This window comes from Streptomyces sp. col6 (genome assembly GCF_008042035.1).
In the GTDB taxonomy this organism is placed as follows: Bacteria; Actinomycetota; Actinomycetes; order Streptomycetales; family Streptomycetaceae; genus Streptomyces.
The window spans coordinates 83,084-108,084 of sequence record NZ_RDBL01000014.1 but is presented as its reverse complement, the minus strand read 5'-3'; the positions used below and the strand labels follow the sequence as shown (position 1 = coordinate 108,084).

The 25,001-nt window shown below is 71.5% G+C and carries 25 protein-coding genes and 1 pseudogene; 16 read left to right on the top strand and 10 right to left on the bottom strand.

Going from position 1 to position 25,001, the window contains the following annotated elements; genetic code table 11:
• Positions 1 to 304: 304 nt before the first annotated feature.
• Positions 305 to 1,750 (bottom strand): endo-1,4-beta-xylanase, encoded by a 1,446-nt coding sequence (locus tag EAO73_RS24260; protein ID WP_147973696.1) that lies wholly within the window; start codon positions 1,748 to 1,750, stop codon positions 305 to 307.
• A 303-nt stretch (positions 1,751 to 2,053) separates the two neighbouring features.
• Between EAO73_RS24260 and EAO73_RS24255 the strand changes: the two genes are divergently transcribed.
• Both EAO73_RS24255 and EAO73_RS24250 read left to right on the top strand, forming a co-directional pair.
• Positions 2,054 to 3,526 (top strand): non-reducing end alpha-L-arabinofuranosidase family hydrolase, encoded by a 1,473-nt coding sequence (locus EAO73_RS24255; RefSeq protein ID WP_147973695.1) that lies wholly within the window; start codon positions 2,054 to 2,056, stop codon positions 3,524 to 3,526.
• Between the two features lie 507 nt (positions 3,527 to 4,033).
• Positions 4,034 to 5,494 (top strand): catalase, encoded by a 1,461-nt coding sequence (locus tag EAO73_RS24250; RefSeq protein ID WP_147973694.1) that lies wholly within the window; start codon positions 4,034 to 4,036, stop codon positions 5,492 to 5,494.
• A gap of 90 nt (positions 5,495 to 5,584) precedes the next feature.
• Here EAO73_RS24250 and EAO73_RS24245 read toward each other — a convergent pair.
• Positions 5,585 to 5,722 (bottom strand): annotated as a pseudogene (locus tag EAO73_RS24245) (RICIN domain-containing protein); the annotation flags it as partial.
• A 221-nt stretch (positions 5,723 to 5,943) separates the two neighbouring features.
• Here EAO73_RS24245 and EAO73_RS24240 point away from each other — a divergent pair.
• The 5 genes from EAO73_RS24240 (at position 5,944) to EAO73_RS24220 (ending at position 9,377) form a co-directional block, all read left to right on the top strand.
• Entirely contained in the window at positions 5,944 to 6,258 is a 315-nt protein-coding gene (locus EAO73_RS24240; protein ID WP_147973693.1) for a hypothetical protein, read from the top strand.
• Positions 6,259 to 6,324: 66 nt separating this feature from the next.
• Positions 6,325 to 6,783 carry a MarR family winged helix-turn-helix transcriptional regulator gene (locus EAO73_RS24235; protein ID WP_224756428.1) on the top strand — a complete coding sequence of 153 codons (459 nt, stop codon included), beginning with the start codon at positions 6,325 to 6,327 and terminating at the stop codon, positions 6,781 to 6,783.
• Positions 6,780 to 8,213, top strand: a complete 1,434-nt coding sequence (locus EAO73_RS24230; protein WP_147973692.1) for an MFS transporter — start codon at positions 6,780 to 6,782, stop codon at positions 8,211 to 8,213. The genes EAO73_RS24235 and EAO73_RS24230 overlap by 4 nt, the downstream gene beginning before the upstream one ends.
• A gap of 35 nt (positions 8,214 to 8,248) precedes the next feature.
• Positions 8,249 to 8,542, top strand: coding sequence for a DUF1330 domain-containing protein (locus EAO73_RS24225; protein ID WP_147973691.1), 294 nt, complete (start codon positions 8,249 to 8,251; stop codon positions 8,540 to 8,542).
• A 178-nt stretch (positions 8,543 to 8,720) separates the two neighbouring features.
• Complete coding sequence (locus EAO73_RS24220; RefSeq protein WP_224756427.1) at positions 8,721 to 9,377, top strand: hypothetical protein; 657 nt, start codon at positions 8,721 to 8,723, stop codon at positions 9,375 to 9,377.
• A 55-nt stretch (positions 9,378 to 9,432) separates the two neighbouring features.
• On the opposite strand, the gene EAO73_RS24215 is transcribed toward EAO73_RS24220, so the two are convergent.
• From EAO73_RS24215 to EAO73_RS24195, 5 genes are all read right to left on the bottom strand, one after another.
• Positions 9,433 to 9,678, bottom strand: coding sequence for a DUF6480 family protein (locus EAO73_RS24215; protein ID WP_147973689.1), 246 nt, complete (start codon positions 9,676 to 9,678; stop codon positions 9,433 to 9,435).
• Between the two features lie 159 nt (positions 9,679 to 9,837).
• Positions 9,838 to 10,104: a DUF4235 domain-containing protein gene (locus EAO73_RS24210; protein WP_147973688.1), complete on the bottom strand. Its 267-nt coding sequence runs from the start codon at positions 10,102 to 10,104 to the stop codon at positions 9,838 to 9,840.
• Positions 10,101 to 10,568 (bottom strand): DUF3618 domain-containing protein, encoded by a 468-nt coding sequence (locus EAO73_RS24205; protein WP_147973687.1) that lies wholly within the window; start codon positions 10,566 to 10,568, stop codon positions 10,101 to 10,103. Before EAO73_RS24205 ends, EAO73_RS24210 begins: the two co-directional genes overlap by 4 nt.
• A complete protein-coding gene (locus tag EAO73_RS24200) occupies positions 10,565 to 10,978 on the bottom strand; it encodes a phage holin family protein (RefSeq protein WP_147973686.1) in 414 nt (137 codons plus the stop codon). The genes EAO73_RS24205 and EAO73_RS24200 overlap by 4 nt, the downstream gene beginning before the upstream one ends.
• Positions 10,979 to 11,199: 221 nt before the next feature.
• Positions 11,200 to 12,747 carry a polysaccharide lyase family 1 protein gene (locus EAO73_RS24195; RefSeq protein ID WP_147973685.1) on the bottom strand — a complete coding sequence of 516 codons (1,548 nt, stop codon included), beginning with the start codon at positions 12,745 to 12,747 and terminating at the stop codon, positions 11,200 to 11,202.
• Between the two features lie 432 nt (positions 12,748 to 13,179).
• Between EAO73_RS24195 and EAO73_RS24190 the strand changes: the two genes are divergently transcribed.
• The gene (locus tag EAO73_RS24190) at positions 13,180 to 14,094 is read left to right on the top strand and encodes an AurF N-oxygenase family protein (protein WP_132901436.1); all 915 of its coding nucleotides are present in this window, start codon (positions 13,180 to 13,182) and stop codon (positions 14,092 to 14,094) included.
• A gap of 21 nt (positions 14,095 to 14,115) precedes the next feature.
• On the top strand, positions 14,116 to 15,750 hold the full coding sequence (locus EAO73_RS24185; protein ID WP_147973684.1) for an FAD-dependent oxidoreductase: 1,635 nt from the start codon (positions 14,116 to 14,118) through the stop codon (positions 15,748 to 15,750).
• Positions 15,751 to 15,825: 75 nt separating this feature from the next.
• Here the strand turns inward: EAO73_RS24185 and EAO73_RS24180 are convergent, their stop codons facing one another.
• The gene (locus EAO73_RS24180) at positions 15,826 to 16,350 is read right to left on the bottom strand and encodes a DoxX family protein (protein WP_147973683.1); all 525 of its coding nucleotides are present in this window, start codon (positions 16,348 to 16,350) and stop codon (positions 15,826 to 15,828) included.
• Between the two features lie 237 nt (positions 16,351 to 16,587).
• Between EAO73_RS24180 and EAO73_RS24175 the strand changes: the two genes are divergently transcribed.
• Together EAO73_RS24175 and EAO73_RS24170 are read left to right on the top strand one after the other, a co-directional pair.
• Entirely contained in the window at positions 16,588 to 18,603 is a 2,016-nt protein-coding gene (locus EAO73_RS24175) for an NADPH-dependent 2,4-dienoyl-CoA reductase (RefSeq protein WP_147973682.1), read from the top strand.
• A 51-nt stretch (positions 18,604 to 18,654) separates the two neighbouring features.
• Entirely contained in the window at positions 18,655 to 19,185 is a 531-nt protein-coding gene (locus tag EAO73_RS24170; protein WP_147973681.1) for a PadR family transcriptional regulator, read from the top strand.
• A gap of 10 nt (positions 19,186 to 19,195) precedes the next feature.
• Here the strand turns inward: EAO73_RS24170 and EAO73_RS24165 are convergent, their stop codons facing one another.
• Both EAO73_RS24165 and EAO73_RS24160 read right to left on the bottom strand, forming a co-directional pair.
• Positions 19,196 to 20,131 (bottom strand): hypothetical protein, encoded by a 936-nt coding sequence (locus EAO73_RS24165; protein WP_147973680.1) that lies wholly within the window; start codon positions 20,129 to 20,131, stop codon positions 19,196 to 19,198.
• Positions 20,128 to 20,946, bottom strand: a complete 819-nt coding sequence (locus EAO73_RS24160) for a phosphatase PAP2 family protein (RefSeq protein ID WP_147973679.1) — start codon at positions 20,944 to 20,946, stop codon at positions 20,128 to 20,130. The genes EAO73_RS24165 and EAO73_RS24160 overlap by 4 nt, the downstream gene beginning before the upstream one ends.
• A 153-nt stretch (positions 20,947 to 21,099) precedes the next feature.
• Between EAO73_RS24160 and EAO73_RS24155 the strand changes: the two genes are divergently transcribed.
• The 5 genes from EAO73_RS24155 (at position 21,100) to EAO73_RS24135 (ending at position 24,999) form a co-directional block, all read left to right on the top strand.
• Entirely contained in the window at positions 21,100 to 21,729 is a 630-nt protein-coding gene (locus EAO73_RS24155; protein WP_147973678.1) for a TetR/AcrR family transcriptional regulator, read from the top strand.
• Positions 21,730 to 21,935: 206 nt separating this feature from the next.
• A complete protein-coding gene (locus EAO73_RS24150) occupies positions 21,936 to 22,943 on the top strand; it encodes an SPFH domain-containing protein (RefSeq protein WP_147973677.1) in 1,008 nt (335 codons plus the stop codon).
• A complete protein-coding gene (locus tag EAO73_RS24145) occupies positions 22,940 to 23,839 on the top strand; it encodes a hypothetical protein (RefSeq protein ID WP_147973676.1) in 900 nt (299 codons plus the stop codon). The genes EAO73_RS24150 and EAO73_RS24145 overlap by 4 nt, the downstream gene beginning before the upstream one ends.
• Before the next feature lie 108 nt (positions 23,840 to 23,947).
• Positions 23,948 to 24,454 (top strand): nucleotide triphosphate diphosphatase NUDT15, encoded by a 507-nt coding sequence (locus tag EAO73_RS24140; RefSeq protein ID WP_147973675.1) that lies wholly within the window; start codon positions 23,948 to 23,950, stop codon positions 24,452 to 24,454.
• Positions 24,455 to 24,504: 50 nt separating this feature from the next.
• The gene (locus EAO73_RS24135) at positions 24,505 to 24,999 is read left to right on the top strand and encodes an FBP domain-containing protein (protein WP_147973674.1); all 495 of its coding nucleotides are present in this window, start codon (positions 24,505 to 24,507) and stop codon (positions 24,997 to 24,999) included.
• The last annotated feature ends 2 nt before the right edge of the window (positions 25,000 to 25,001 follow it).

Here is a 25,001-nt window from a genome sequence, read left to right as displayed (position 1 = left end):
CGTCGCGGTCCGCACATAGGACCTCGGGCGTAGTGATGCCGCCCACCTCGCGCAGCACGGCGAGCCCTTCTGCCTCTGCGGCGAGGACATCGTCCGCCGGTGACTCGCCGAACGCTTTCACGAACACCGATGATCACCGGGTTGTCGTAGGTCTGCACTGAAGCGGTTCCCTTCAAGGTGCCGGGCGGGGATCGCTCCGGAAGCGGGGACGGAGGTCCGCGCCACCGGGGGCCACCGCCGTGACGGCGGTGGCCCCCGGGCTCTCAGCGGATTCCTCGTAGGGGGAGGCCGGTGCGGGACCGTGTCAGGACGACAGGGTCCAGCGCTGGTTGCTGCCGTTGGAGCAGGTGTAGAGCTGGAGCTGGGTGCCGTTGGCGGTGCCGGCTCCCACCGCGTCGAGGCAGAGGCCCGACTGCACGCCGACGATGGACCCGTCGGAGTTCAGCCGCCACTTCTGGTTGTCGGCGCCCCAGCAGCTGTAGATCTGGACCTTGGCACCGTTGCCGGTGCCGGCGGCATCCAGGCACTTGTTGCCGTAGACCCGCAGCTCCCCGGCGGAGGTCTGCTGCCACTGCTGGTTGGTGGCGCTGTGGCAGTCGTACAGCTGGACTGCGGTGCCGTCCGATGTGCTGGAGTTGGGCACGTCCACGCAACGGCCCGAGCCGACGCCCTTGAGCTGCCCGCCGCCGTTGCCGCCGGGGTCGGGCGGCGTGGTCGAGCCGCCGTTGAGGGCGTTCAGGACGGAGGTGTACGCCGCCTTCTTGCTGCCGTCGTTGTTGAACAGCAGCGGAGTGTCACCCGATCGCCAGGAGTCGCTGTCGCGTACGCCCCAGACGGTGATGCCGAGGCAGCGCGAGACGGCCAGACAGTCGTTGGTCACGGCGGCGTAGGTCGAGGCCGAGGCACCCTGGATGTCGAGCTCCGTGATGGCCACGTCCACGCCGAGGGCGGCGAAGTTCTGCAGCGTGGTTCGGAAGTTGCTGTCGTACGGGCTGCCGCTGTTGAAGTGGGACTGGAAGCCGACGCAGTCGATAGGCACGCCGCGCGACTTGAAGTCCTTGACCATGTTGTACACGCCCTGGGTCTTGGCCCAGTTCCAGTTCTCGATGTTGTAGTCGTTGTAGCAGAGCTTGGCGGAAGGATCGGCGGCGCGCGCGGTGCGGAAGGCGACCTCGATCCAGTCGTTGCCGGTGCGCTGCAGGTTGGAGTCGCGACGGCCGCCCGAATTGCCGTCCGCGAACGCCTCGTTCACCACGTCCCACTGAGCGATCTTGCCCTTGTAATGGGCCATCACGCCGTTGATGTGGTCGATCATCGCCTGACGCAGCGAACTGCCGCTCAGGCTCTGCATCCAGCCGGGCTGCTGCGAGTACCAGGCCAGGGTGTGGCCGCGCACCTGCTTGCCGTTCTGTACCGCCCAGTTGTATACGCGGTCGGCGCTGCTGAAGTTGAACTGGCCCCGCTGCGGCTCGGTCGCGTCGATCTTCATCTCGTTCTCGGCCGTCACCATGTTGAACTCGCGGCTCGCGATCGACGTGTACGCCGAGTCCCCGAGCTTCCCCGAGGCGATGGCGGTACCGAAGTAGCGGCCGCTCTGTGCCGCCGCGGCCCCGAGCGTGCTCTCCGCGGCGTGTGCGCTCGGCGGTGCGACCAGCGCGGCGGAAGCGCCCAGGACGCCGACGAGCAGCGCCGGCAGCAAGGCGCGGAGCGGTCGGCTGAGAGCGGATCTCGGAAGGGCGTAGGAGCCCATGGCTGTGCCTCCTCGGTAGGGGAATCTCGGAAGGGCAGAAGCTCGGCGGACCCCGTGGCCCGCACAGACACGGATGATTGAGGCTTTGACCGTGACTCGTCAACACTTCCCACCGAGAATGTTTCCGTTCTTCGATCGAAATATTTCGATGTCGCCGGTACACGCTTCTCCCGGAAACAATCTGTCGAGAACCTTGACTGTGAGCGTTAACATTTCTAACTTGTGGCCCCACGCACCGGCTTTCACTCGAAACATTTCGACGGTGCCTCTGCCCCCGCACCCCGCACTCTGGAGGTCTCCCCGATGCGGCTTCGACCACCGTTCCGCCTTCGCCCAGGGCGTCTGCTCGCCGCCCTCGCACCCCTGTTGCTCATCGCCACCGTCCTCGGCGCCCAGCCCGCCGCCGCGGCGACCGTCGATTCCAACGCCTCGTACGTCCTGGTCAACCGCGGGAGCGGCAAGGCCCTGGACCTCTACAACCTGGCGACTTCCGACGGCGCCCGCCTCACCCAGTGGACCCGGAACGATCAGGCCCAGCAGCAGTGGCAGTTCGTCGATTCCGGCGACGGCTACTACCGCGTCAAGTCCCGCCACTCGGCAAAGGTGCTGGACGTCTACAACTGGTCGACCGCGAACGGCGGGTCGATCGTCCAGTGGACCGATCTGAACGCCACCAACCAGCAGTGGCGGCTGGCCGACAGCAGTGACGGCTACGTGCGGCTCATCTCGCGCCACAGCGGCAAGGCCCTCGAAGTACAGGGCGGCTCCACCGCCGACAACGCGAACATCGTCCAGTACGACGACTGGGGCGGCACCAACCAGCAGTGGAAACTGGTGAAGGTCGGCGACGAGAACCCCGGCACCGGTACGTGCGAACTCCCGTCCACGTACAGCTGGAGCTCCACGGGCGCGCTGGCGCAGCCCAGGTCGGGCTGGGCCTCGCTGAAGGACTTCACCGTCGTCCCGTACAACGGGAAGCAGCTCGTCTACGCCACGACGCACGACCTGGGGTCGAGCTGGGGGTCCATGAACTTCAGCCTGTTCACCGACTGGCCGGCCATGGCGTCGGCCGGGCAGAACGCAATGTCCTCCGCGACCGTTGCGCCCACGCTGTTCTACTTCGCGCCGAAGAACATCTGGGTGCTCACCTACCAGTGGGGCGCGACCGCCTTCTCGTACCGCACGTCGAACGACCCGGCCAACGCCAACGGCTGGTCGGCCCCGCAGACGCTCTTCTCCGGAAGCATCAGCGGCTCCGGAACGGGCCCCATCGACCAGACGCTCATCGGTGACGGGACGAACATGTACCTGTTCTTCGCCGGTGACAACGGCAAGATCTACCGGGCGAGCATGCCGATCGGAAACTTCCCGGGCAGCTTCGGGTCGTCTTCGACCGTGGTCATGAGCGACACGACGAACAACCTGTTCGAAGCCCCGCAGATCTACAAGCTGCAGGGCCAGAATCGTTACCTCATGATCGTCGAGGCGATCGGTTCCCAGGGCCGCTACTTCCGCTCCTTCACCTCCACCAGCCTGAACGGGTCGTGGACGCCGCAGGCCGCGGCCGAGAGCAACCCCTTCGCCGGCAAGGCCAACAGCGGCGCCACCTGGACCAACGACATCAGCCACGGCGAACTCATCCGCACCGGCCCCGACCAGACCATGACCGTCGACCCCTGCAACCTGCAGTTGCTCTACCAGGGCCGCAGCCCCAGCTCCGGAGGTGACTACGGTCTGCTGCCCTACCGTCCGGGCCTGCTGACACTGCGGCGCTGACGACGCGACAGGTGCCGCCGGCATCCCGTACGCCGCCGGCCGCACCTCAGCCCCGCCTCCCCCAGGGGGGCGGGGCCTTTCGTTCCGCGCCTGTCCGCGCTCCGTGACGGCCCGGAGCGGGCGGGGCGGAACCCCCGGGGCCGGAAACACACTGCACACGAAGCTGTACGCCCTGTGGCCGGCCGCCGCGACCACCCAGGCCACCACGGCGTGCGTGCCGAGCGGGGACGCCGGCGGCGCGGCGAGTCCGGGGGCTGTGTGCGGCCCTCGTCGGCTCCGCGGCCGGCGCCGACGCTGTCCGGCGGACTCGGCAGCCCTGCCCGGTGAAGGGTCTGCGGGACACGGAGTCGTTCACCTGGTTGCCCCGGGCGCCCCGTCACTCTCCGCCCCTGTGGAAGCGCTCCACAAGGGCGGAGGTGACCGAGCGTGATGTTTCAAGTGGCGGCTGCTGTCGAGAAGGCTGAGGGTAGGCAGGCGCGACGACGCGAGTACGAAAGGCAGGCCGCGATGACCGAGAGCCGACCGGCGACGACCACCGATTCCGGGGCCCCGGTGGAGAGCGACGAACACTCGCTCACCGCGGGCCCGGGCGGACCCGTCCTGCTTCAGGACGCCTACCTGATCGAGCAGATGGCGCAGTTCAACCGCGAGCGGATCCCGGAGCGCCAGCCGCACGCCAAGGGCAGTGGCGCGTTCGGGCACTTCGAGGTCACCCATGACGTCAGCCGCTACACCAAGGCGGCGCTGTTCCAGCCGGGGGTCCGCACCGACCTGGTCGCCCGGTTCTCCACCGTGGCCGGGGAACGGGGCAGCCCGGACACCTGGCGGGACCCCCGGGGCTTCGCGGTGAAGTTCTACACGTCCGAGGGCAACTACGACATGGTCGGCAACAACACGCCGGTCTTCTTCGTGAAGGACCCGATGAAGTTCCAGCACTTCATCCGGTCCCAGAAGCGCCGCGCAGACAACAATCTGCGCGACCACGACATGCAGTGGGACTTCTGGACCCTCTCCCCCGAGTCCGCGCACCAGGTGACATGGCTGATGGGCGACCGGGGTATCCCGCGTACCTGGCGTCATATGAACGGGTACACCTCCCACACGTACATGTGGATCAACGCGTCCGGCGAGCGGTTCTGGGTGAAGTATCACTTCAAGACCGACCAGGGCATCGAGTTCTTCCCCCAGGAGGAGGCCGACCGAATGGCCGGCGCCGACTCGGACTTCCATATGCGGGACCTGTTCGAGCACATCCGGGACGGGGACTTCCCCTCGTGGACGCTGCATGTGCAGGTCATGCCGTTCGAGGACGCGGCGACGTACCGCTTCAACCCGTTCGACCTCACCAAGGTCTGGCCGCACGGCGACTACCCGCTCATCCCGGTGGGCCGCATGACGCTGGACCGCAACCCGACCGACAACCACGCCCAGATCGAGCAGGCCGCCTTCCAGCCGAACAACTTCGTGCCCGGCATCGGCCCGAGCCCGGACCGGATGCTGCTGGGCCGGCTCTTCTCGTACGCGGACGCCCACCGCGCCCGCATCGGCACCAACTACCAGCAACTGCCGGTGAACGCGCCGGTCGTCGACGTCCACACGTACTCCAAGGACGGCGCGATGGCCTACCGGAAGACGTCGGACCCGGTCTACGCGCCGAACTCCAAGGGCGGGCCCGCCGCCGACACGGAGCGGTACGGCACCCCGCCCAGCTGGGGTGTCGACGGCGAGATCACCCGGTCCGCCTATGTCTCGCATCCGGAGGACGACGACTGGGGACAGCCCGGCACCCTGGTGCGCGAGATCCTGGACGACGCGGCGCGCGACCGCCTCGTCGACAACGTCGTCGGCCACCTCCTCGACGGGGTGAGCGAACCGGTCCTGGAGCGCGCGTTCACGTACTGGACCAACATCGATCCGGCGGTGGGTGCCCGTATCGCCGAGGGCGTCCGCGCCAAGCGGGACTCGTAGAGTCCGGGGCAGATCCGCGACGCAGGCAGCCGGAGAGGCCGCAACCGAGTCCGTCATCGGTTGCGGCCTCTCCGGTGTCCGCCCGATCCCTCAGGTTCGGGTCCAGCGCTGGTTGCTGCCGTTGGAGCAGGAGTGGAGCTGGTTCTGGGTGCCGTTGGCGGTGCCGGTGCCGACGGCGTCGAGGCAGAGCCCCGACTGCACACCGGTGATGGAGCCGTCCGAGTTGAGGCTGGCGAGCTTGCCCGAGGCGATGGCGGTGCCGAAGCAGCGGCCGCTCTGCGCCGCCGCGACCCGGAGCGTGTTCTCGGCGGCGTGTGCGTCGGACGGTGCGACCAGTGCGGCCGACGCGCCCAGGACGCCGCATCCGCGCAGGCGTCGGGCACGCCCGGCGCGGCGTCGCCGACCGCTCACCGCTCTACTGGGCCTTCCGGCGCCGCCACCGGCCGACGGTGGACCTGTCCCAGGGCTGGGGCAGCAACTCCCAGTGGCGTACGGGCTTCCGCCTCGACCACCGGACCCCGGCCGGTGACCGCCTCAATGTGACGGGTAACAGCCCGATCGACGGCAGTACGACCCTGCATGCCGACCACCCGGCCAATCTCGGCCACGCGGAGAGGCTCCTCACCTCAGGTGAACGCCGCGAACTGCTGCGCCACCGCTGCCTTCTGCGCGTACCCGAGGCCGCTGGCGCGTTGGCCGGATCTCCCTCCTGGGAGCAGGATCTGATGCCCTTCGGCTGGCGGCTGCCTAACGCCGAGGACTGACCGAGGTGTTCGCGGCAGCCGGGGCATTTACATAAGCTATGAATATAAACACGCTATACTTCTGGCATGAGTCGTCACGACACCGCCGCCGGCGCGTCCGCCGCCATCGGGGCAACCCTCTACGGCCTGGCCACCAGGGCCGTGAAGCGCCTGCCCCGGGACATGAGCCTGACGTCCGCCGCCACCCTCGCCACCCTGGACCGGACCGGCCCCCGTCGTATCACCGATCTGGCCGCGGTCGAGGGCGTCACCCAGCCGGCGATGACCGCCCTGGTCCGGGTGATGGAGGAGTCCGGCCTGGTCGAACGGCGCGGTGACGCGTCCGACAGACGGGTCACGCTGGTGTACCTGACCGAGGCCGGCGCCTCCTATGTCCGGACGCGGCACCAGGCGGGCGTCCATGCGTTCGAGCGGTTGATCGGCGAGCTGACCGCCGACGAGGTCGAGGCGCTGGTGGCGGCCCTGCCGGCGCTGACGCATCTGGCGGAGCTCGAAAGCCAGGACCACGACGGGCCGAAGCGGTGACCCGGCAGCCGGTCGACGGCGTCGCGGTGCAGGCGTTCCCAGAGGCGCGCCCCGAGGGGCGGCTGCTGATCCCCGCCCTGATGTTCATCGCTCTGGTCGTGGCGGCGGTCGGCAGCCTCGGGGCGCCGCTCATCACCGGCGTGGCGACCTCGTTCCACGTCCCGCTCGGCAGCGCGCAGTGGACGCTGACCGTCGCCCTGCTCAGCGGCGCGGTCGCCACGCCGGTCCTGGGGCGGCTCGGAGCAGGTCCGCACCGGCGGGCGACGATCCTCGCCACGCTGGCGGTAGTCGTCGCCGGCAGCGCGCTGACCGTGCTGCCCCTGCCGTTCGCCTGGCTGCTGGCAGGCCGGGCGGCCCAGGGCGTCGGGCTCGGGCTGACGGCGCTGATGATGGGCGTGGCCCGGGACCACCTCCCCGAGGAGCGGAGCGCGTCCGTGATCGCCCTGATCTCGGTGGTCTCGATCATCGGGGCCGGCGTCGGCTACCCGCTGACCGCACTCCTCGCCGAACTCGGCGGGGTACGGGCCGCCTACGGCCTCGGTCTGGTCGTCACCGCCGCCGCCCTGCTCACCGCGTGGCGCTCCATGCCCGAAGCCCCGGAAGGCCGCTCCGCGCATGTGGACGTGGCGGGCGCCGTACTCCTGGCCGCCGCGCTGCTCCTGGTGCTGTTCCTCGCCGGCGAACGGAATCTGTGGAGCCGTCACCTCACCGTGGTGTCGGGGCTCGCCGTCGCCGCGGTGGTGCTGCTCTGCGCCTGGGTCGCCGTCGAACTGCGCGGCGCGACGCCCCTGGTCGATGTGCGGGCGGTGCGGCATCCGGCGGTCGCCGGGGCGAACCTCGCCATGTTCGTCGGCGGGATCGGCATGTACCTCTTGCTCACGCTCGTCACCCGGTACGCGCAGACACCTCACGGCGCCGGCTACGGCTTCGGGCTGACGACCTTCGTCGCCGGGCTGGTCCTCATCCCGTTCTCGGTGCTGGGGTTCGTCGCCGGCAAGCTCACGCCTCGGCTCCGCAGGCGGGTCGCCGACCCCCTGCTCCTGGCCGGCAGTGCCGTCGTGGTCGGCGGCGGGTTCGCCCTGTTCGCGGCGGCCCGGTCGGACCTGGCCGAACTGTTCACGGCGATGGGCGTGCTCGGCTTCGGCGTCGGCGGCTTCTCGGCCGCGATGCCCGGCGTCATCCTGGCCGTCACGCCCAGGAGCGAGACGTCGAGCGCCATGAGCTTCAACTACGTCGTCCGCAGCGTCGGTTACTCCCTGGGGAGCGCCATCGGCGGTCTGGTCCTCGCCACGGGCACCGCCCCCGGCCGGCTGTTCCCCGACGACAGCGCCTACACCACGGCGGCGCTGATCGGCATCGGCGCCATGATGGTCACGACGCTGACCGGCCTCTTCCTCGCCCGCAGACGCCCGTCCGAGACCAACCTGTAAGTCGTACGCACGCGTTACCACACACTGGAGGTTCCATGCCCAAGGGCTACTGGGTCAGCGTCTACCGCACGATTTCCGACCCCGAGAAGCTGGCTGCCTACAACAGTCTGGCCGCTCCGGCCGTCAGGGCCGGGGGCGGCCGGGTCCTCGTCCGTGGCGGCCGGGTCACGGCGCATGACGCCGGAATCGCCGAGCGCACGGTCCTGATCGAGTTCGACAGCTTCGAGCAGGCGGTCGCTGCGCGCGAGAGTGCGGCCTACCAGGAGGCGCTGGCCGCCCTCTCCGACGGCGTCGAGCGCGACTTCCGTATCGTCGAAGGCACCGACTGACCGTCCCCGTCGGGGCCCTTCGCGGCTGCCGCGATTGCTGCGCCCGTGTCCCCGCTCCGTAACGGTACGGAACGGGCGGCGCGGAACACCGGGGTCCGGGCACACACTGCCCATGCGCCATTCATTGGTCATGCACATCACCACGTGCGGAACATCGGGGGATCTGATGCACAGGAACATGAGGCTGTACGCCCTGGGGCTGGCCGTCGCGGCGGCCCTGGCGACCACGGCGTGCGAGCCGGGCGGGAGCGACGAGAACGCCGGCGGTGCGGCGAGTCCGTCCGCGAGTGCGTCGGGGCCCTCGGACACGGCGTCGAAGCCGGCCGCCGAGCCGACGGGGAAGGCGACGCCGAAGGAGACCGAGACCGGCGGCAGCGGCAACGGCGGGTGGAAGTTCGCGGACCGCCAGACGCCTCCGGAGGGCTCGGTGTGCGAGCACGGCGGCCAGGGACCGTACGGCTCGGCGGCGTCCGTCAGCTGGGGCGGCGAGAGCCCGACGGTGATGGGCCTGGTGTTCGGCATGTACGAGTGCGACGGTTCGGGCTTCACGTTCCGGCCGACCAGCGCACGGGGGTCGACGACGCAGGTACGGATCGACACGGAGCACCTGAAGGTGGTGCTGGGCGGCGCGCTCGCGAAGGACATCGGGACGAAGACGCCCTCGGTCGACCTGTTCCTCGACCGGATGGCCGCCATGCAGGACAACGGGCAGCTCAACGGCCCCGAGGCGCCGCAGTTCTACTTCCGGACGGATGTGCCCGACGGCGACCCGAACTCGCTGCCGGACGACGAGCACCAGCTGATCTACCTGTACCAGATCGTCGACAACTCCTGAGCCGGCCCGCCCCGCTCCCGGCGGTTGCGCCGTTCGGGTCGTCCGTCCCGCCGCGTCAGAGCAGCAGGATGATCGCGTAGACCAGGAAGAACGCCGCGATGAGCAGCGTGACGACGATGATCAGTGCCATCGGCGCCTTAGCCCAGCCCTTCGGCGGGTTGTACGTGGTGTCCCGGGGGCCCGTCCCCGACAAGCCGCTCTCGGGGGGCGGGGTCTCACCGGGCGGCACTCCGCCGCCGCGCGCCCGTCCTGGGGTCTCGCGGGGGTCCGGGTCGGGGTCCGGGTTCTGCGAAGGAGTCATGTGCTCCACGTTCCCCGATGACCGCGGGGTTCGCAGGCCCGCAGCCCGCCCGCGCCCGTCCCCGGTGAGCCGGTCGCGGCCGGCCGACGGTGACGGCCGTGCGCAGCGGAGGGGGCCGCCGCGCCGTCACGGGCGCCGGCCCCCTCCGTCTCCGCCGTCTCAGCCGGGCCAGGTGCCGGTCAGACGGCGAGTGGTCACGGCGCCCGAACGCTCTATCGCCGCCTTGACCACGGCGAAGATCGCGCCCTGGACGGCCGCCGCCAGCAGGATCTCCTTCCAGCGGCGGTCCTCGTCCATGGCGTCCGGGGCGTCGCCCTCGCCCTCGATGACCTTCCAGACCTGCTTGAACGCCATGCCCGCGAGCATGCCGCCTGCGGCGCCGAGCACGAGCCCGACCGGCTTGTACGCGATCTTGGCCGCGTTCACCGGCGGTGGCTCCGGGTGCGGCGGATCAGCAGGACGGCGGCGATCAGGGCACCGGCCGCGAGCAGCGGGGTGCGGTTGGCGCGTGCCGCGGTGGCGGCCTGGCCGGCCGTCTCGCGCAGCGGTTCGGGCGCCTTGTCCGCCGCGTACTGTCCGGCCTTCGCCGCGCTCTCGCGTACCTGGGCGGCGGCCTGGGCCGTCTTCTCCAGCACGGGTTCGGGCGTGTGTTCCTTCAGCTTCCGGGCGACCTGGGCCGCCTTGTCGCGCACCTGGCCGGTGGCCAGGGCGGCCTTCTCCGCGGTCTGCTGCTTCACAGCGGCCGTCCTCTCCTTCGCCTGCGCCTTGACGTCGGCCTTGGCGGCCAGCGCCTCGACGGTCATCCCGAGCTCGTCACGGGTGTGCTCGACCTGCCTGCGCAGATCCTCGGGTGTGGGGTTCTCGTTGTCCGTCCGGTGGGTGTCGCTCATCGGTGTGCCTTTTCCTTGATCTCTGCCACATCAGCCTTGACGCTGTCGACGGCCTGTCCGGGCACGGGCGGCCCGGCCTCGGTGATCTGCCGCTTTCCCGCGAGGGCGGCGACGGCGGCAGCGGCCGCCAGCACCGCCGTGACGACGAGAGCCGCCGCCCACACCGGCAGGACCGACGCGAGGGCGGCGATGCACGTCACCACCGCGGCCTGGGCCGTCAGGAAGCCCAGCAGGCCGGCGGCGCCGAAGAGGCCGCCACCCCTGCCGTACCGCTTGCCCTTCCGGGTCATTTCCACCCGGGCGAGCCGCATCTCCTCCCGAACCAGTTCCGAGATCTGCCGCGAGGCACGCGAGACCAGCACGTTCACCGGCTCATCGGTGGCGTGGGCCTGACGCTCCATCGTGCTCATACGAGGTCACCTTGCCTTCGTCGATCGTCCGAATCACTGGCCGCGCCCATCCGTCCGGCGCAGCAGCGCGTGTGTCGGTCCCGGCACGCGTACCCAGTGATCGCCGGGGTACCGTCCGATGTCGCCTGTGGTTTCGGGGCCCTCGCTCCACCCGCACATGCGGCAGCCCGGTCCGGGAGGTCGGTGCTCCCGGACCGGGCCGCCTGGCCGTGGTCGCGCCGCTATCCGGCGTACGTCTCGAACTCCGCGACCTTCGGCGTGCCACTGGCGCCGGTGATCTCGAAGGTGAGCTTGCGCAGGGAGGTGGCCGGGATGGTGACGCTGCCCGCCCCGCTGCCGGTCTTGAGGACCGCGCCGGTGTCGGCGTTGAGCAGCCGCCAGGAGCCGATCACGCCCTGGGCGCCCGCGGCCTCGCGGATGGTGACGGCGGAGACGCTGGTGGCGGAGGGCCACTTGACGGAGACGGAGCCGGTCGAGCCGGCCGGGGACCAGTAGGTGCCGAGGTCGCCGTCGCGCACGTTGCCGTAGCTCGTTCCGCTCGCCTTGCTGGAGCCGTCGGCGCCGGCGCCGAGGCTGAGGTTGGTGCCGCCGGGCGTGGTCGGGTCGGTGGGGTCGGTCGGGTTCGGCGTGGGGTCGGTCGGGTCGGGGGTCGGTGTGGTGGTGGAGCAGTCGCCGTCGGAGACCTTCAGCCCCTTGCCGGCGCCGGCCGTGCCGGTCACGAGGGAGGGCACGCAGGAGGCGGCGTCGAGGGTGTACGCGTAGGGGATGCTGACGGTGGTGTTGGACTTCGGGTCGGGTCCGGCCGGGTGGTTCTCGGTGCCGGGCGAGGACCAGGTGACGTTGTCGAAGGTGTTGCCGCTCACCTGCCAGTAGCCGGTGGTGTCCGTGTAGAAGGTGCCGAGGACGTCCTTGGAGTCCTTGAAGTAGTTGTTGTCCACCTTGGCGTGGGCTCCGGCCCGGGAGTTGATGCCGGACTTGTTCAGCTTCATGTAGTAGTTGTTGTAGATGTGGGCGACGCCGCCGCGCAGCAGCGGTGTGCGGGAGTCGACGTTCTCGTACAGGTTGTGGTGGAACGTGACGTAGCCGTTGTCGAGCTGGGTCTCGCTGGAGCCGATGAGGCCGCCCCGGCCGGAGTTGCGCAGGATGCTGTAGGACAGCGTCACGTACTGGGTGTTGTCCTTCATGTCGAAGAGGCCGTCGAACCCGTCGTCCTCGCCGCCGGACGCCTCCAGGGTGGCGTGGTCGACCCAGACGTTGCGGACGTCGCTCTCCATGCCGATGGCGTCGCCGCCGTTCGAGGTGGGCGAACCGGACTTCTTGACGTTCTTGACCGTCACGTTCTGGATGATGATGTTGCTGGACTGGCGGATGTGGATGCCCAGTTGGTCGAAGACGGCCCCGCTGCCGACGCCGACGAGCGTGACGTTGCTGATCTGCTTGAGCTCGATGACACCGGCCGCCGTGTTGCAGCTGTCGCCGGACACCTTGGCGGTGTTGGCGTGGTTGATGGTGCCCTCGACCTCGATGGTGATCGGGGTGCTGCTGCTGGCCCGGCCGCACAGGGCCTCGTGGATCTGCGTCCCGGTGGTGGCCCGTACGGTCTGCCCGCCCGCGCCGCCGGTGGTTCCGCCGTTCTGGCTCGCGAAGCCGGTGGCGCCGCCCGCCACCGCGGCCGAGGCCTCGGGCATCGTCAGGACCGCCCCGGTCGCGGCCGCCAGGGCCATCGTGGACAGTGCCGCGGAGAGTCGCAGTGCGACTGGTCGCCTCATGTTCGTTCCCATTCGTCGAAGAGAGATGGAAAGCGCTTTCTGGATGGTGAGGATAGATTCGGCGAGGCCGGCGTACAAGGATGTGAACACGAAAAGACGGCGCTTTCTTGATTTGACCACGTCAATTCTAGGCCGTTCACTGCGCAATCGGGTCGTAACGACCGCGAGACGCCCGCCCGGCCGGACAGCCGGCTGGACACAAGCCCCACTCACGGACGGGCGACGGACACCCTCCCCGCCGTGGAGAGAACGTGGGAATTTCCTACGCGGGGGTAGTTCCCGCGCGCCTCTTGCTATACCTTCCGTCTAACAGCTTGCTAGACGCGACGTCTAACAAGCGAGGGCGGCGCTCGACGGCAGGCGATCTCATCGGGTGACACGGGATGGGGGCCGGACGGCGCCGGGTCGATCTCTCAGTCAAGGAGCCGCAGCATGGCAAGCAGCACCGTTCGGCCGGAGGACCAGGACCGGGCCGCCGAGCAGGACGTCGCCCGGCGCCTGCTCGATTCGTCCGCGAAGCTCTCGTACGACCCGGCCACCGAAGTGGACTGGGACACCCCCCTGGACACGGACCACCACGGGGCGAGCCCCGAGTGGAGCACGCTCTACGCCACCGCGTACTGGGGCGAACTGACGGAGGCTCAGCGCAAGGCGCTGACCCGTCAGGAGGCCGCGTCCGTCGCCAGTACCGGCATCTGGTTCGAGATGATCCTCCAGCAGATGGTGCTGCGGGACATGTACGCCAAGGACCCGACCGACCCGCGCTTCCAGTGGGCCCTGACCGAGGTCGCCGACGAGTGCCGGCACTCGATCATGTTCGCCCGGGGCGCGGCGAAGCTCGGCGCACCGGCGTACCGGCCGCGCCGCCCGGTGCTCGAACTGGGCCGCGCCTTCAAGACCCTCGCCTTCGGCGAGGCGGCGTACGCGGCGATCCTCGTGGCGGAGGAGGTGCTCGACGTGATGCAGCGCGACTGGATGCGCGACGAGCGTGTCGCGCCGTTCGTCCGCACGATCAACAACATCCATGTGGTGGAGGAGTCGCGCCACATGAAGTTCGCCCGCGACGAGACCCGCAAGCGCCTGCGCGGCGCGGGCCCGGTGCGCCGCCACCTCAACGCGCTCGTCGTCGCCATCGCCTCGTACTACATCGTCACCAGCATGGTGAACCGCGACGTGTACGCGAACGCCGGCCTGGACGCCGCGCGGGCGCGGGCCGAGGCGAAGACCAACGAGCACCACAAGTCCCTGATGCGGTCGAGCTGTTCGGGGCTGATGGAGTTCCTGGCCTCGGCCCGTCTGCTGACGAAGCCGGCCCTGTTCTTCTACAAGCGCGCCGACCTGATCTGACCCGAGCCGAGAGCCCGAGCCATGACCTACGCCATCACCCAGACCTGCTGCAGCGATGCCACCTGTGTCGCCGTGTGCCCCGTCAACTGCATCCACCCGACGCCACAGGAGCAGGACTTCGGCAGTACGGAGATGCTGTACGTCGACCCGCAGACCTGCATCGACTGCGGGGCCTGCGCCGACGCCTGCCCGGTGGACGCGATCTTCCCGGTGGACAGCCTCTTCGGGGCGCGCAAGGAGTACGCCGCCATCAACGCGGCGTACTACGCGGACCGGGAGCCGGAGCCCGCTGCCGGGCCCAACTTCCATGCCTGGGGCGCCCCTTCCTTCGAGCGGAGCCTGCCGTCGGACTTCGCGCCGATCCGGGTGGCGGTCGTCGGGACCGGGCCCGCCGGGATGTACGCCGCCGAGGATCTGCTGCTGCACACCAACGCCGAGGTGACCCTGGTCGACCGGCTGCCGGTGGCAGGCGGCCTCGTCCGGTACGGGGTGGCGCCGGACCACCCGGGCACGAAAGGCGTGGGTGAGACCTTCGCACGGTTCCACTCCCATCCCCGGGTACGGATGCACCTCGGGGTCGAGGTGGGCAAGGACCTGTCCGCCGAGGAGCTGGCGGCACACCACGACGCGGTGATCTACGCGGTCGGGGCGGGCGCCGACCGCCGGCTCTCCATCCCGGGCGAGGACCTGCCGTCCAGCATCGCGGCCACCTCGTTCGTCTCCTGGTACAACGCGCACCCCGAGGTGGCACCGGAGTCCGTGGACCTGTCCCGGGCCGAGCGGGTGGTCGTCGCCGGGAACGGCAACGTGGCGCTCGACGTGGCGCGCATCCTCGTCGCGGACCCGGCCGGGCTCGCGGGCACCGACATCGCCGACCACGCGCTCGCGGCCCTGCGGGGTTCGGCGGTGCGCGAGGTCGTCCTGCTCGGCCGGCGCGGCCCGGAGGACGCCGCGTGCACCTCGTCCGAGCTGCTGGCGCTGAAGCATCTGCCGGGCGTGGAGCTGGTGGTGGACGACCACGATCCGCGCATCGGCCCCGCGATCGAGGAGGCGGCGCCGGGCAGCACGGCGGCCGTGCTGCACGAGGTACGCCGGGAGCGCGTCGACTGGTCGCGCTCTCCGGCCGAGGGGCGGCGCATCGTGTTCCGCTTCCACTCGGCGCCCGTGGAGATCCGCGGCGGGGACGATGTGGCGGGCGTACGGGTCACGGCGGACGGCGGCGAGGCGGAGATCCCGGCGCAGCTGTTCCTGCGGGCCATCGGGTACCGGGGCCGGGCGGTTCCCGGCCTGCCCTTCGACGAGGCGAGCGGCACCGTCCCGCACGAGGGCGGCCGGGTGGCCGGCCTGACCGGCACGTATGTCGTCGGCTGGATCAAGCGGGGCCCCTCGGGGGGCATCGGCGCGAACCGCACCTGCGCGGCGGAGACCGTGGGCACGCTGCTCGCGGACGCGGTGGCCGGTGCGCTCCCCTCCCCCTCCCACCCGGCCAAGGCGTTCGCCCGCCTGGTCCGGGGCCGCATCCGTCAGGTGGTCGACGCGCGCGGCCTGGCCGCCATCGACCGGGCCGAGCGGGCACGCGGCCGGGACGGCGGACGGCCGAGGGTCAAGTTCGGCACGGTCCCGGAACTGGTCGCGGCATCGAAGGGGCGCCGCTGAGCCGATGCGCGGCCCCCGTGTGGCCCGTGACGCCTGAAGGCCGTCGCGGGCCACCCCCTTTCCGGCACCGCACCCTCAGAACTCCTCCGGCTCCGGCATCCGAGCCCGGGACCGTTTGCCGACCACGGCGGCCGCCGCCGCCGCGCTGCCGGCGAAGGCGAGCGCGACCATCCAGGGCTGGTTGAACGCGTGGCCGGTGGCATGGTCGACCGAGTAGCGCCCCGGGCCGGTCAGGCCGATCGCTGCGGCGGTGAAGCCGAGGAAGGCCGGGTACTCGTATCCGCCGCCCTGCGCGAAGAAGCCCGCGGGTGCGTGGACGGCCACCGCGCCCGCCATCGCACCGGCAGCCGCCGCACCGGCGGCCGGCGTGGCCAGGCCCAGGGCGAGCAGCACGCCGCCGCCCGCCTCACCGAGCCCGGCGGCGAGCGCACTGTGCTTCGGCGGATGGAAGCCCATCGCCTCCATGGCGGCGGTGGTCCCCTCGACTCCCCCGCCGCCGAACCAGCCGAAGAGCTTCTGGGCGCCGTGCGCGGCGAGCACCGCGCCGGTGCCGGCGCGCAGGACGAGCAGACCGAGATCGTGACGGTTGACACAGCCCATGAAGGTCTCCGGTGGTGTTCCGGGGCCCCGCCCGGACGACGCGGGCCCCTCGGTTCCGTACGACACCACTCTCCGCGCCCCCCGGAACACGCGGACCGTGGTGCTGCTCCATCCGGGCGACCCGGGGGCCGGGGCGTGAGCCGTGACACAGTGCGACGAACGCCATTGTGCAACTTGTTGCACAATGGCGCGGCGGTGGTCTAGAACTGGGGCGACGCCACAGCGAGGAGCCGCCGCATGAGCCCGTATCCGCACCTTCTGAGCCCGCTCGACCTCGGGTTCACCACCCTGCCGAACAGGGTGCTGATGGGGTCGATGCACGTCGGCCTGGAGGAGGTCGAGAACGGCTTCGAGCGCATGGCGGCCTTCTACGCCGAGCGTGCCCGGGGCGGCGTCGGCCTCATGGTCACCGGCGGCATCGCGCCCAACGAGCGGGGCTGTTCGTTCCCCGGCGGGGCGAAGATGACGACCGAGGCGGAGGCGGCGGAGCACGCCCTGGTGACCTCGGCGGTGCACGAGGCGGGCGGCCGGATCGCCCTGCAGATCCTGCACTTCGGCCGGTACGCGCATCACCCGGGCCTGGTGGCACCGAGCGCGCTCCAGGCACCGATCAGCGGGTTCACCCCGCACGCCCTGACCGACGACGAGGTCGAGGAGACGATCGAGGACTTCGTCACGGCGGCGGCGCTGGCGCGGAGCGCGGGGTACGACGGCGTCGAGATCATGGGCTCCGAGGGCTATCTGATCAACGAGTTCATCGCCTCGGCGACCAACCACCGCGAGGACCGCTGGGGCGGCTCGTACGAGAACCGCATCCGGTTCCCCGTCGAGATCGTCCGCCGGGTCCGCGAGCGGGTCGGCAGCGACTTCATCATCATCTACCGGCTGTCGATGCTGGACCTGGTGCCCGGCGGCTCGTCCCTGGAGGAGGTCGTGCACCTGGCCCGGGAGATCGAGGCGGCCGGCGCGACGATCATCAACACGGGCATCGGCTGGCACGAGGCCCGCATCCCCACCATCGCGACCTCGGTTCCCCGGGCCGCCTTCACCTGGGTCACCGAGAAGGTGCGCGGGGCCGTCTCCGTACCGCTGGTGACGAGCAACCGCATCAACACACCGGAGACCGCCGAACAGGTCCTCGCGTCGGGCCGCGCGGACATGGTGTCGATGGCCCGGCCGTTCCTGGCCGACCCGGACTTCGTGGCGAAGGCGGCGGCCGGCCGCGCCGACGCGATCAACACCTGCATCGGCTGCAACCAGGCGTGCCTGGACCACATCTTCAGCGGCAAGGTCACTTCCTGCCTGGTCAATCCGCGCGCCTGCCACGAGACGGAACTCGTCCTGTCGCCGACCCGCACCCGCAAGCGCGTCGCCGTCGTCGGCGCCGGGCCCGCCGGACTCGCCTGCGCGGTCACAGCCGCCGAACGCGGCCACGAGGTCACGCTGTTCGACGCGGCCGACGAGATCGGCGGGCAGCTGAACGTGGCCCGCCGGGTGCCGGGCAAGGGGGAGTTCAACGAGACGCTGCGCTACTTCCGCACCCGGCTCGCGGAGGAGAAGGTCGCCCTGCGGCTCGGCACTCCGGTCGGCGCCGGGGACCTCGAAGGCTTCGACGAGGTGGTCCTCGCCACCGGTGTCACGCCCCGCACCCCTCCGATCCCCGGGGTCGATCACCCCAGCGTCGTCAGCTACCTCGACGTGCTGCGCCACGGGGCGCCGGTCGGCGACCGGGTCGCGCTCGTCGGGGCGGGCGGGATCGGCTTCGACGTGGCGGAGTTCCTGACGGACGGCGGCGAGGCCGCGAGCCTGGACCCGGAGGTCTTCTTCCGGCAGTGGGGCGTCGACACCGAGTACCGGGAACGCGGCGGCCTCGCCGCACCGGAGCGCCCGAAAACCGCCCGTACCGTCCATCTGCTCCAGCGCAAGACCAGCAAGGTCGGCGCGGGCCTCGGCAAGACGACCGGCTGGATCCACCGCACCGAACTGCGCCACCGCGGGGTCACGATGACCGCGGGCGTCACGTACGACCGGATCGACGACGAGGGCCTGCACATCACGGTCGGCGACGAGCGGCACGTACTGCCGGTCGACACGATCGTGCTGTGCGCCGGCCAGGAACCGCGCCGGGACCTGTACGAGGAACTGCTCGCCGCGGGCCGTAGCGCGCACCTGATCGGCGGCGCCGACGTCGCGGCCGAGCTGGACGCCAAGCGCGCGATCCGCCAGGGCACGGAACTCGCCGGCTCGCTCTGACCCGGACGCCGGGCGGCTGCGGGCCGCCCGGCCGTCCCTAGGATGCACCCCATGTCACTGCCGTACGCGATCCTCACCGCCCTGCTGGAGAAGCCCTCGTCGGGCCTCGAACTGACCCGTAGGTTCGACCGGTCGATCGGCTACTTCTGGTCGGCCACGCACCAGCAGATCTACCGCGAGCTGGGCAAGCTGGAGCAGGCCGGGCAGATCAGGGCGCTGCCCTCGGCGCAGCCGGCCCGGGGGCAGAAGAAGGAGTACGAGGTGCTGCCGGCGGGCCGCGAGGCGCTGTCCGCCTGGGTGGCCCGGCAGGAGGACCCCAAGCAGGTACGCGATCCGCTGCTGCTGCGGATGCGGGCGGCGGCGGTGGTCGGGGCGCCGGGGCTGGACGCGGAGCTGCGCCGCCATCTGGAGCTGCACCGGCGGCAGCTCGCCGAGTACCTGGAGATCGAGACCCGGGACTTCCCGCCGGAGCGGGACGCGCCCGAGGACCGGCTGCGGCATCTGGTACTGCGCGGTGGCATCGACCTGGAGAACTTCTGGATCGGGTGGATCACCCGCGCACTGGCGGACCCCCCGGCGTGACGCCCGCGCCTCAGTGGCGCCCCGCCCCGACCCGGCGCCGCTGTTCCCGGCGCGTCGGACGGGGGCTGCTGATGACCACCCGCGACGGGGTGGCCGGCGGGGCCCCGGCCACGGCGGGGGCGGTCCGAGCCTGGGCCCGGCTGAGAAGGATCACGCCCCTGACGGCCGCCGCGGTGCCGAGCAGTGCCGGGACAAGACCGGCCGGGCCGCCCTGGAACCGCTCCCCCAGCAGCGCGAGGCCGATGACCGCGGCGGCGACCGGGTTGGCGAGGGTGACGACGGCGAGCGGCGCCCCGAGTCCGCCCCGGTAGGCGGTCTGGGAGAGCAGCAGGCCGCCCATCGCGAAGGCGGACACGAGCAGGGCGACGACCACCAGGCGGGCGCTGAGCAGCGGTCCCGTGTGGTCGGTGGCCGCGACGGTCAGGGTCTGGGTGAGCGCGGAGGCGACACCCGAGGTGATGCCGGACGCCGCCGCGTGCCGGAGTCCGGGGCGGGCGCCGGGGCGGCTGAGGCCGGCGACGAGGGCCATGGTCCCCGCGCCCACGGCCAGCGCCTCGGGCAGGGTGAGCGTCTCGTGCGGGGCGGATCCGCCCGCCGTCAGGAGCAGGGCGCCGAGGCCGAGCAGCGTGAGCAGGGTGCCGCGCCACTCGGTGAGGGTGACCCGGCGACCGGCGGCACGGGCGCCCAGCGGGACCGCCGCCACCAGGGTCAGTGCGCCGAGCGGCTGGACGAGGGTGAGCGGCCCGTACTTCAGGGCGGCCACGTGCAGCAGCGCCCCGCCCGCGTTCATGCCGACCGCGCACCACCAGGCGCCGCGCCCGAGCATCCGGAGCGTTCCGGTGCCGGGTGCGGTGCGTTCGGCCAGCCGGGCCTGGGCCACCGCGGCGGCGGCGTACGCGGCGGCGGAGACGAGGGACAGCGCGACGGCTGCCAGGGTGGCGTTCACCGGCGGGCCCCGGAGGGGGCGTACACCGCGGAGTGCTCCCGCTGGGGCACGACGGACGGCCACGGCAGCGGCGGGCGGACGGGTTCGGCGCGCCGCAGCGGCAGAGCCACGAGGATCACCGCGAGCAGGGCGGCCACCACGATGGAGTCGAGCCAGTAGTGGTTGGCGGTGCCGACGATGACGAACAGGGTGATCGCCGGGTGCAGCAGCCACAGCCAGCGCCAGCGGGAACGGGTGGCGACGACGAGGCCGACGCCGACCATGACGGCCCAGCCGAAGTGCAGCGAGGGCATCGCGGCGAACTGGTTGGCCATGGAGTCGGCGGCCGGCCGGGCCCCGTACACCGACGGTCCGTAGACCCGGCCGGTGTCGACGAGATGGGCGGCGGCGAGCAGCCGCGGCGGGGCGAGCGGGAAGAGCAGGTGCAGGGCGAGCGCGGCACCGGTGAGCACGGCGAGGACGCGGCGGGACCACACGTAGTGGCGGGGCCGGCGCCAGTAGAGCCAGGCGAGGAAGAGCACCGTGGCCGGGAAGTGCACGGTCGCGTAGTAGGTGTTCGCCAGGTGGATCAGCGTGTCGTCGTGCAGGAGCAGCCGCTGCACGATGCCCTCGCCGGGCAGGTGCACGGCGCGCTCCAGGTCCCAGACGCGGTCGCCGTTGCGGAACGCCTCGTCCATGTGACCGTTGGCGGCCTGGCGGCCGAGCTTGTAGACCAGGAAGAGCCCGGCGACGAGAAGGAGCTCGCGGACCAGGGGCGGGCGGGCAGTGGTGTCCGGGGACTGCGGGTCTACGGGCTTGTTACCGGCGTACTTCACCCGGTGCCCCTTTGCTGACGATGCGGCTGGCGGCGGCTCTCCGCCCTTATCGATACGCCAGTGTACCGATACGGAGGCGTATCGGAACACTCGCGTATCGGTACACTGGCGTATCGATGGACCTCGTCGCAGAGCCGCAGAGAGGGAAGGCACATGTCGCCGCAGCAGACCGAGCAGGAGCAGCCGCCCGCGCAGCGCCGGTCGAAGATCACGCCGGAGCGGGCCCAGGAGCTCTACACCGCCGTGCTCGACACGCTGAGGGAGAGCGGCTACGAGTCGCTGACCATGGAGGGGGTCGCCGCCCGCTCCCGCTGCGGCAAGTCCACGCTCTACCGCCAGTGGGGGTCGAAGCCCGAGCTGGTGGTGGCCGCCCTGAACGGCACCCGGCGCGGCGCCCTGCGGAAGATCGACACCGGATCACTGGCGGGCGACCTGCTGGAGGCGGCGCGGGCGATCGGTGAGGGTTCGGGGCGTGACACGTCCCTGATGCTGGCGCTGAGCCACGCGGCACTCCAGAGCCCGGAGCTGCTGTGCGCCCTGCGCGAGTCACTGATCCTGCCCGAGCTGGCGGCGATCGACGCGCTCGTACGGCGCGGCGTGGAGCGCGGCGAGGTGGCGGCGGACAACCCGGCGGCGGAGTTCGTCTCCGCGCAGCTGCTCGGCGTGATGCGCGCCCGGCCGATGCTCGCGGGGGCGTACGCGGACGAGAGCTACCTCGTCCGTTTCGTGGAGGGCGCGGTCCTTCCCGCACTCGGCCTGGACGCCCCGGCGTCCGGGTCCTGACAGACGTGGGCCGTCGTCCCAGCGGATGACGACGACCCGCCCGCGCCGCACCGTGGGGACGGGGGCGGCGCGCAACCCGGCCGGCCGGTGACTTCTCCGAAGTCACCGGCCGTTCGCGTACCCGGATCCCTCTTTATTCGTCCTCTTGACGATAAGACCTGACTCCTTTATCGTCCTCTTGACGAAAATAAATCGAGGGGGTCCCCATGGCCGACATCACCCGCCGCTTCGGCTGGCGCCATCTGCGCTCGGCACCCACCGCGCACATCCGCCACCACAAGCGCGGCCGGCTCGCCCACGACGGGACCGGGCTGAGCTTCTGGTACCGGTCGCTGAGCGCCGCACTCTCCGAGGTGCCGGTCAACGACCGCGAGCTGGCCATGGCATTCCACGCACGCACCTCCGACTTCCAGGACGTCACGGTGCAGGCCACCGTGACCTACCGCATCAGCGACCCGGCCGAGGCCGCCGCCCGCCTGGACTTCTCCGTCGACCCGGACACCGGCGCCTGGCGCGGCGCACCCCTCGAACAGATCGCCACCCTCCTCACCGAGACCGCCCAGCAGCACACCCTGGACGTCCTGGCCCGCACCCCGCTGGCCACCGCCTTGGTCGACGGGGTCGCCGCCGTCCGCGAGCGGGTGGCGGCCGGTCTCGCCGCCGAGCCCAGGCTGCCCGCCACCGGCATCGACGTGGTCGCCGTGCGCGTCGTCGCCATCCGCCCCGAGGCCGAGGTGGAGCGCGCCCTGCGCACCCCCGCCCGCGAGCAGATCCAGCAGGAGGCCGACCGGGCCACGTACGAACGGCGCGCCGTGGCCGTCGAGCGCGAGCGGACCATCGCCGAGAACGAGCTCGCCAGCCAGATCGAGCTCGCCCGGCGCGAGGAACAGCTCGTCGAGCAGCGCGGCACCAACGCCCGCCGCGAGGCCGAGGAGGGCGCCGCGGCCGACGGGGTGCGCGCCGAGGCGGAGGCCGCCCGCACGGTGCGGCTGGCCGGGGCCGAGGCCGAGGCGGCTCGCGCGGTGGGCGCGGCGCGCGCCGAGGCCCAGGCGGCCTGGCTGCGGGCGCACGGCGAGGTGGAGGCCGCGACCCTGCACGCGCTGGCGGCCACCCGGCTCGCAGAGAATCTGCCGCACATCGACAGCCTCACCCTGTCGCCGGACGTCCTCACCGGCCTGCTCAGCAAGCTCGGCCGGCCGGAGGCCGGGGCGTGAGCCTCGCCCCGAGGGCGGTGCTGGTCCACCGCACCACCGAGTACGAGGAACTGCTCGCCCGGCACGGCACGCACGGCCAGGCCGCGTTCGTCCTCGCCGCGCGCGGCCGGTCCATCGACGAGGTGGCCCGCAGGCACGAGCGGACCCGGCAGGCGCTGGCGGATGTGGCGGCGGTCGTGCCGCTCCAGTGGCGCCACTGCCGGGTGGAGCGGGCGGACCTGGACCGGTTCCTGTTCGCGCCCGAGGACGTGGTGGTGGTCGTCGGGCAGGACGGCCTGGTCGCCAACGCCGCGAAGTACCTCTCCGGCCAGCCGGTCGTCGGCATCGACACCGACCCGGGCCGCAACCCCGGCGTCCTGGTGCGCCACCGGCCGGCCGACGCGGGGGCGCTCATGCGGGCGGCCGTGGCGCCCGGCGGGCGGGCCGACGCGCTGACGATGGTGGAGGCGGTGGCCGACGACACACAGCGGCTGCTCGCCCTCAACGAGATCTACCTCGGCCCGCCCGGCCACCAGACGGCGCGCTACCGGCTGGGGCCCGACGCGGTGGACTCCCCCGCCGAGCCGCAGGCGTCCTCCGGCGTCCTGGTCGGCACGGGCACCGGGGCCACCGGCTGGCTGCGCTCGCTGTGGCAGGAGCGCCGCAGCGCCCTCGCGCTGCCCGGACCCGCCGATCCCCGGCTGCTCTGGTTCGTCCGGGAGGCGTGGCCGTCGCCGTCGACGGGCACCTCGTTCGTCTCGGGCGAGCTGGGACCCGGGCAGGGGCTGCGGCTGACCGTGGAGTCGGACCGGGTGGTGGTGTTCGGCGACGGCATGGAGACGGACGCGCTGGAGCTGACGTGGGGGCAGAGCGTACGGCTGGGCGTCTCGGAGACCTCGCTGCGGCTGGCGGTGTGAGCGCGGCCGCGCAGGCGGCGCCCCCGTAGCGCCTGTCCGGCGGGGCCGGGCCCGGCGTCCCCGTAGGCTCGACGCCCGAACCGGACCGCCCCCGCACAGAGGAGCACCATGGCCACCGAGAACCCCCACGCCCCCTCCCGCAACACTCAACCTCCCAAGGCCCAGGCGGCACTGGGGGTCGGGGTGATCGTGCAGGACGCGCGGGGCCGGGTGCTGCTCGGCCGGCACCACAGCGGCACCTGGGAGCTGCCCGGCGGCAAGGTCGACCCGCTGCCCGAGTCCGTGGCGGCGGCGGCCGTGCGCGAGCTGCGCGAGGAGACCGGGCTGACGGTCCCCGAGGACGAGGTCACCGTCTTCGCGATGCTGCACGACGCCCTCGGCGGGATCAACCGTGTGACGATGGCCGCCCTGGTGCGGGTGGACTCCGGCACCGCGCGGGTGACCGAGCCGCAGCTGATCAGCACCTGGGAATGGACTCCGCCCGACGCGCTCCCCGCGCCGCTCTTCGACCCGTCGGCGCAGATTCTCGCGACCTGGCGTCCGGACCTCCGCATCCCGCATCCGCCTGTGCACCGGCTCGCCCTCGCGACCGAGGATCCCCAGGTGAAGCCCTAAGCGAATTAATCGTTTGCCTAGGATCCATAGGCGGCGTTAGTTTCGTGGGTATGAAGGCCGTGACCGAGCAGGACATCCGCTCATCGTTCGTGAATTGCTCCAAGGGGGAAGCCAAGCGTCTGCCGCTGCCCAGGGACTTCGAGGAGCTGCCCTGGGACGACCTCGACTTCCTGGGCTGGCGCGACCTGTCAGCGCCGGGACGCAGCTACATCGTCACCGAGCACGCGGGCGAGCTCACCGGGATCTCGCTGCGCTTCCCGTCCCAGCAGCGCGGCTTCCTGCACCGGAGCATGTGCTCGCTCTGCCTGACCACGCACCCGGGCAGCGGGGTCTCCCTGATGACCGCCCGCAAGACCGGTCCCGCCGGGCGCGAGGGCAATTCGGTCGGCCTGTACATGTGCACCGACCTGGCCTGCTCGCTGTACGTGCGCGGGAAGAAGGCGGTGGACTCCGGCGCCCGCTTCAAGGAGAGCCTGACCACCGAGGAGCAGATCGCCCGTACGGTGGCGAACCTCTCCGGGTTCGTGACGAAGCTTTTCAGCTGAGC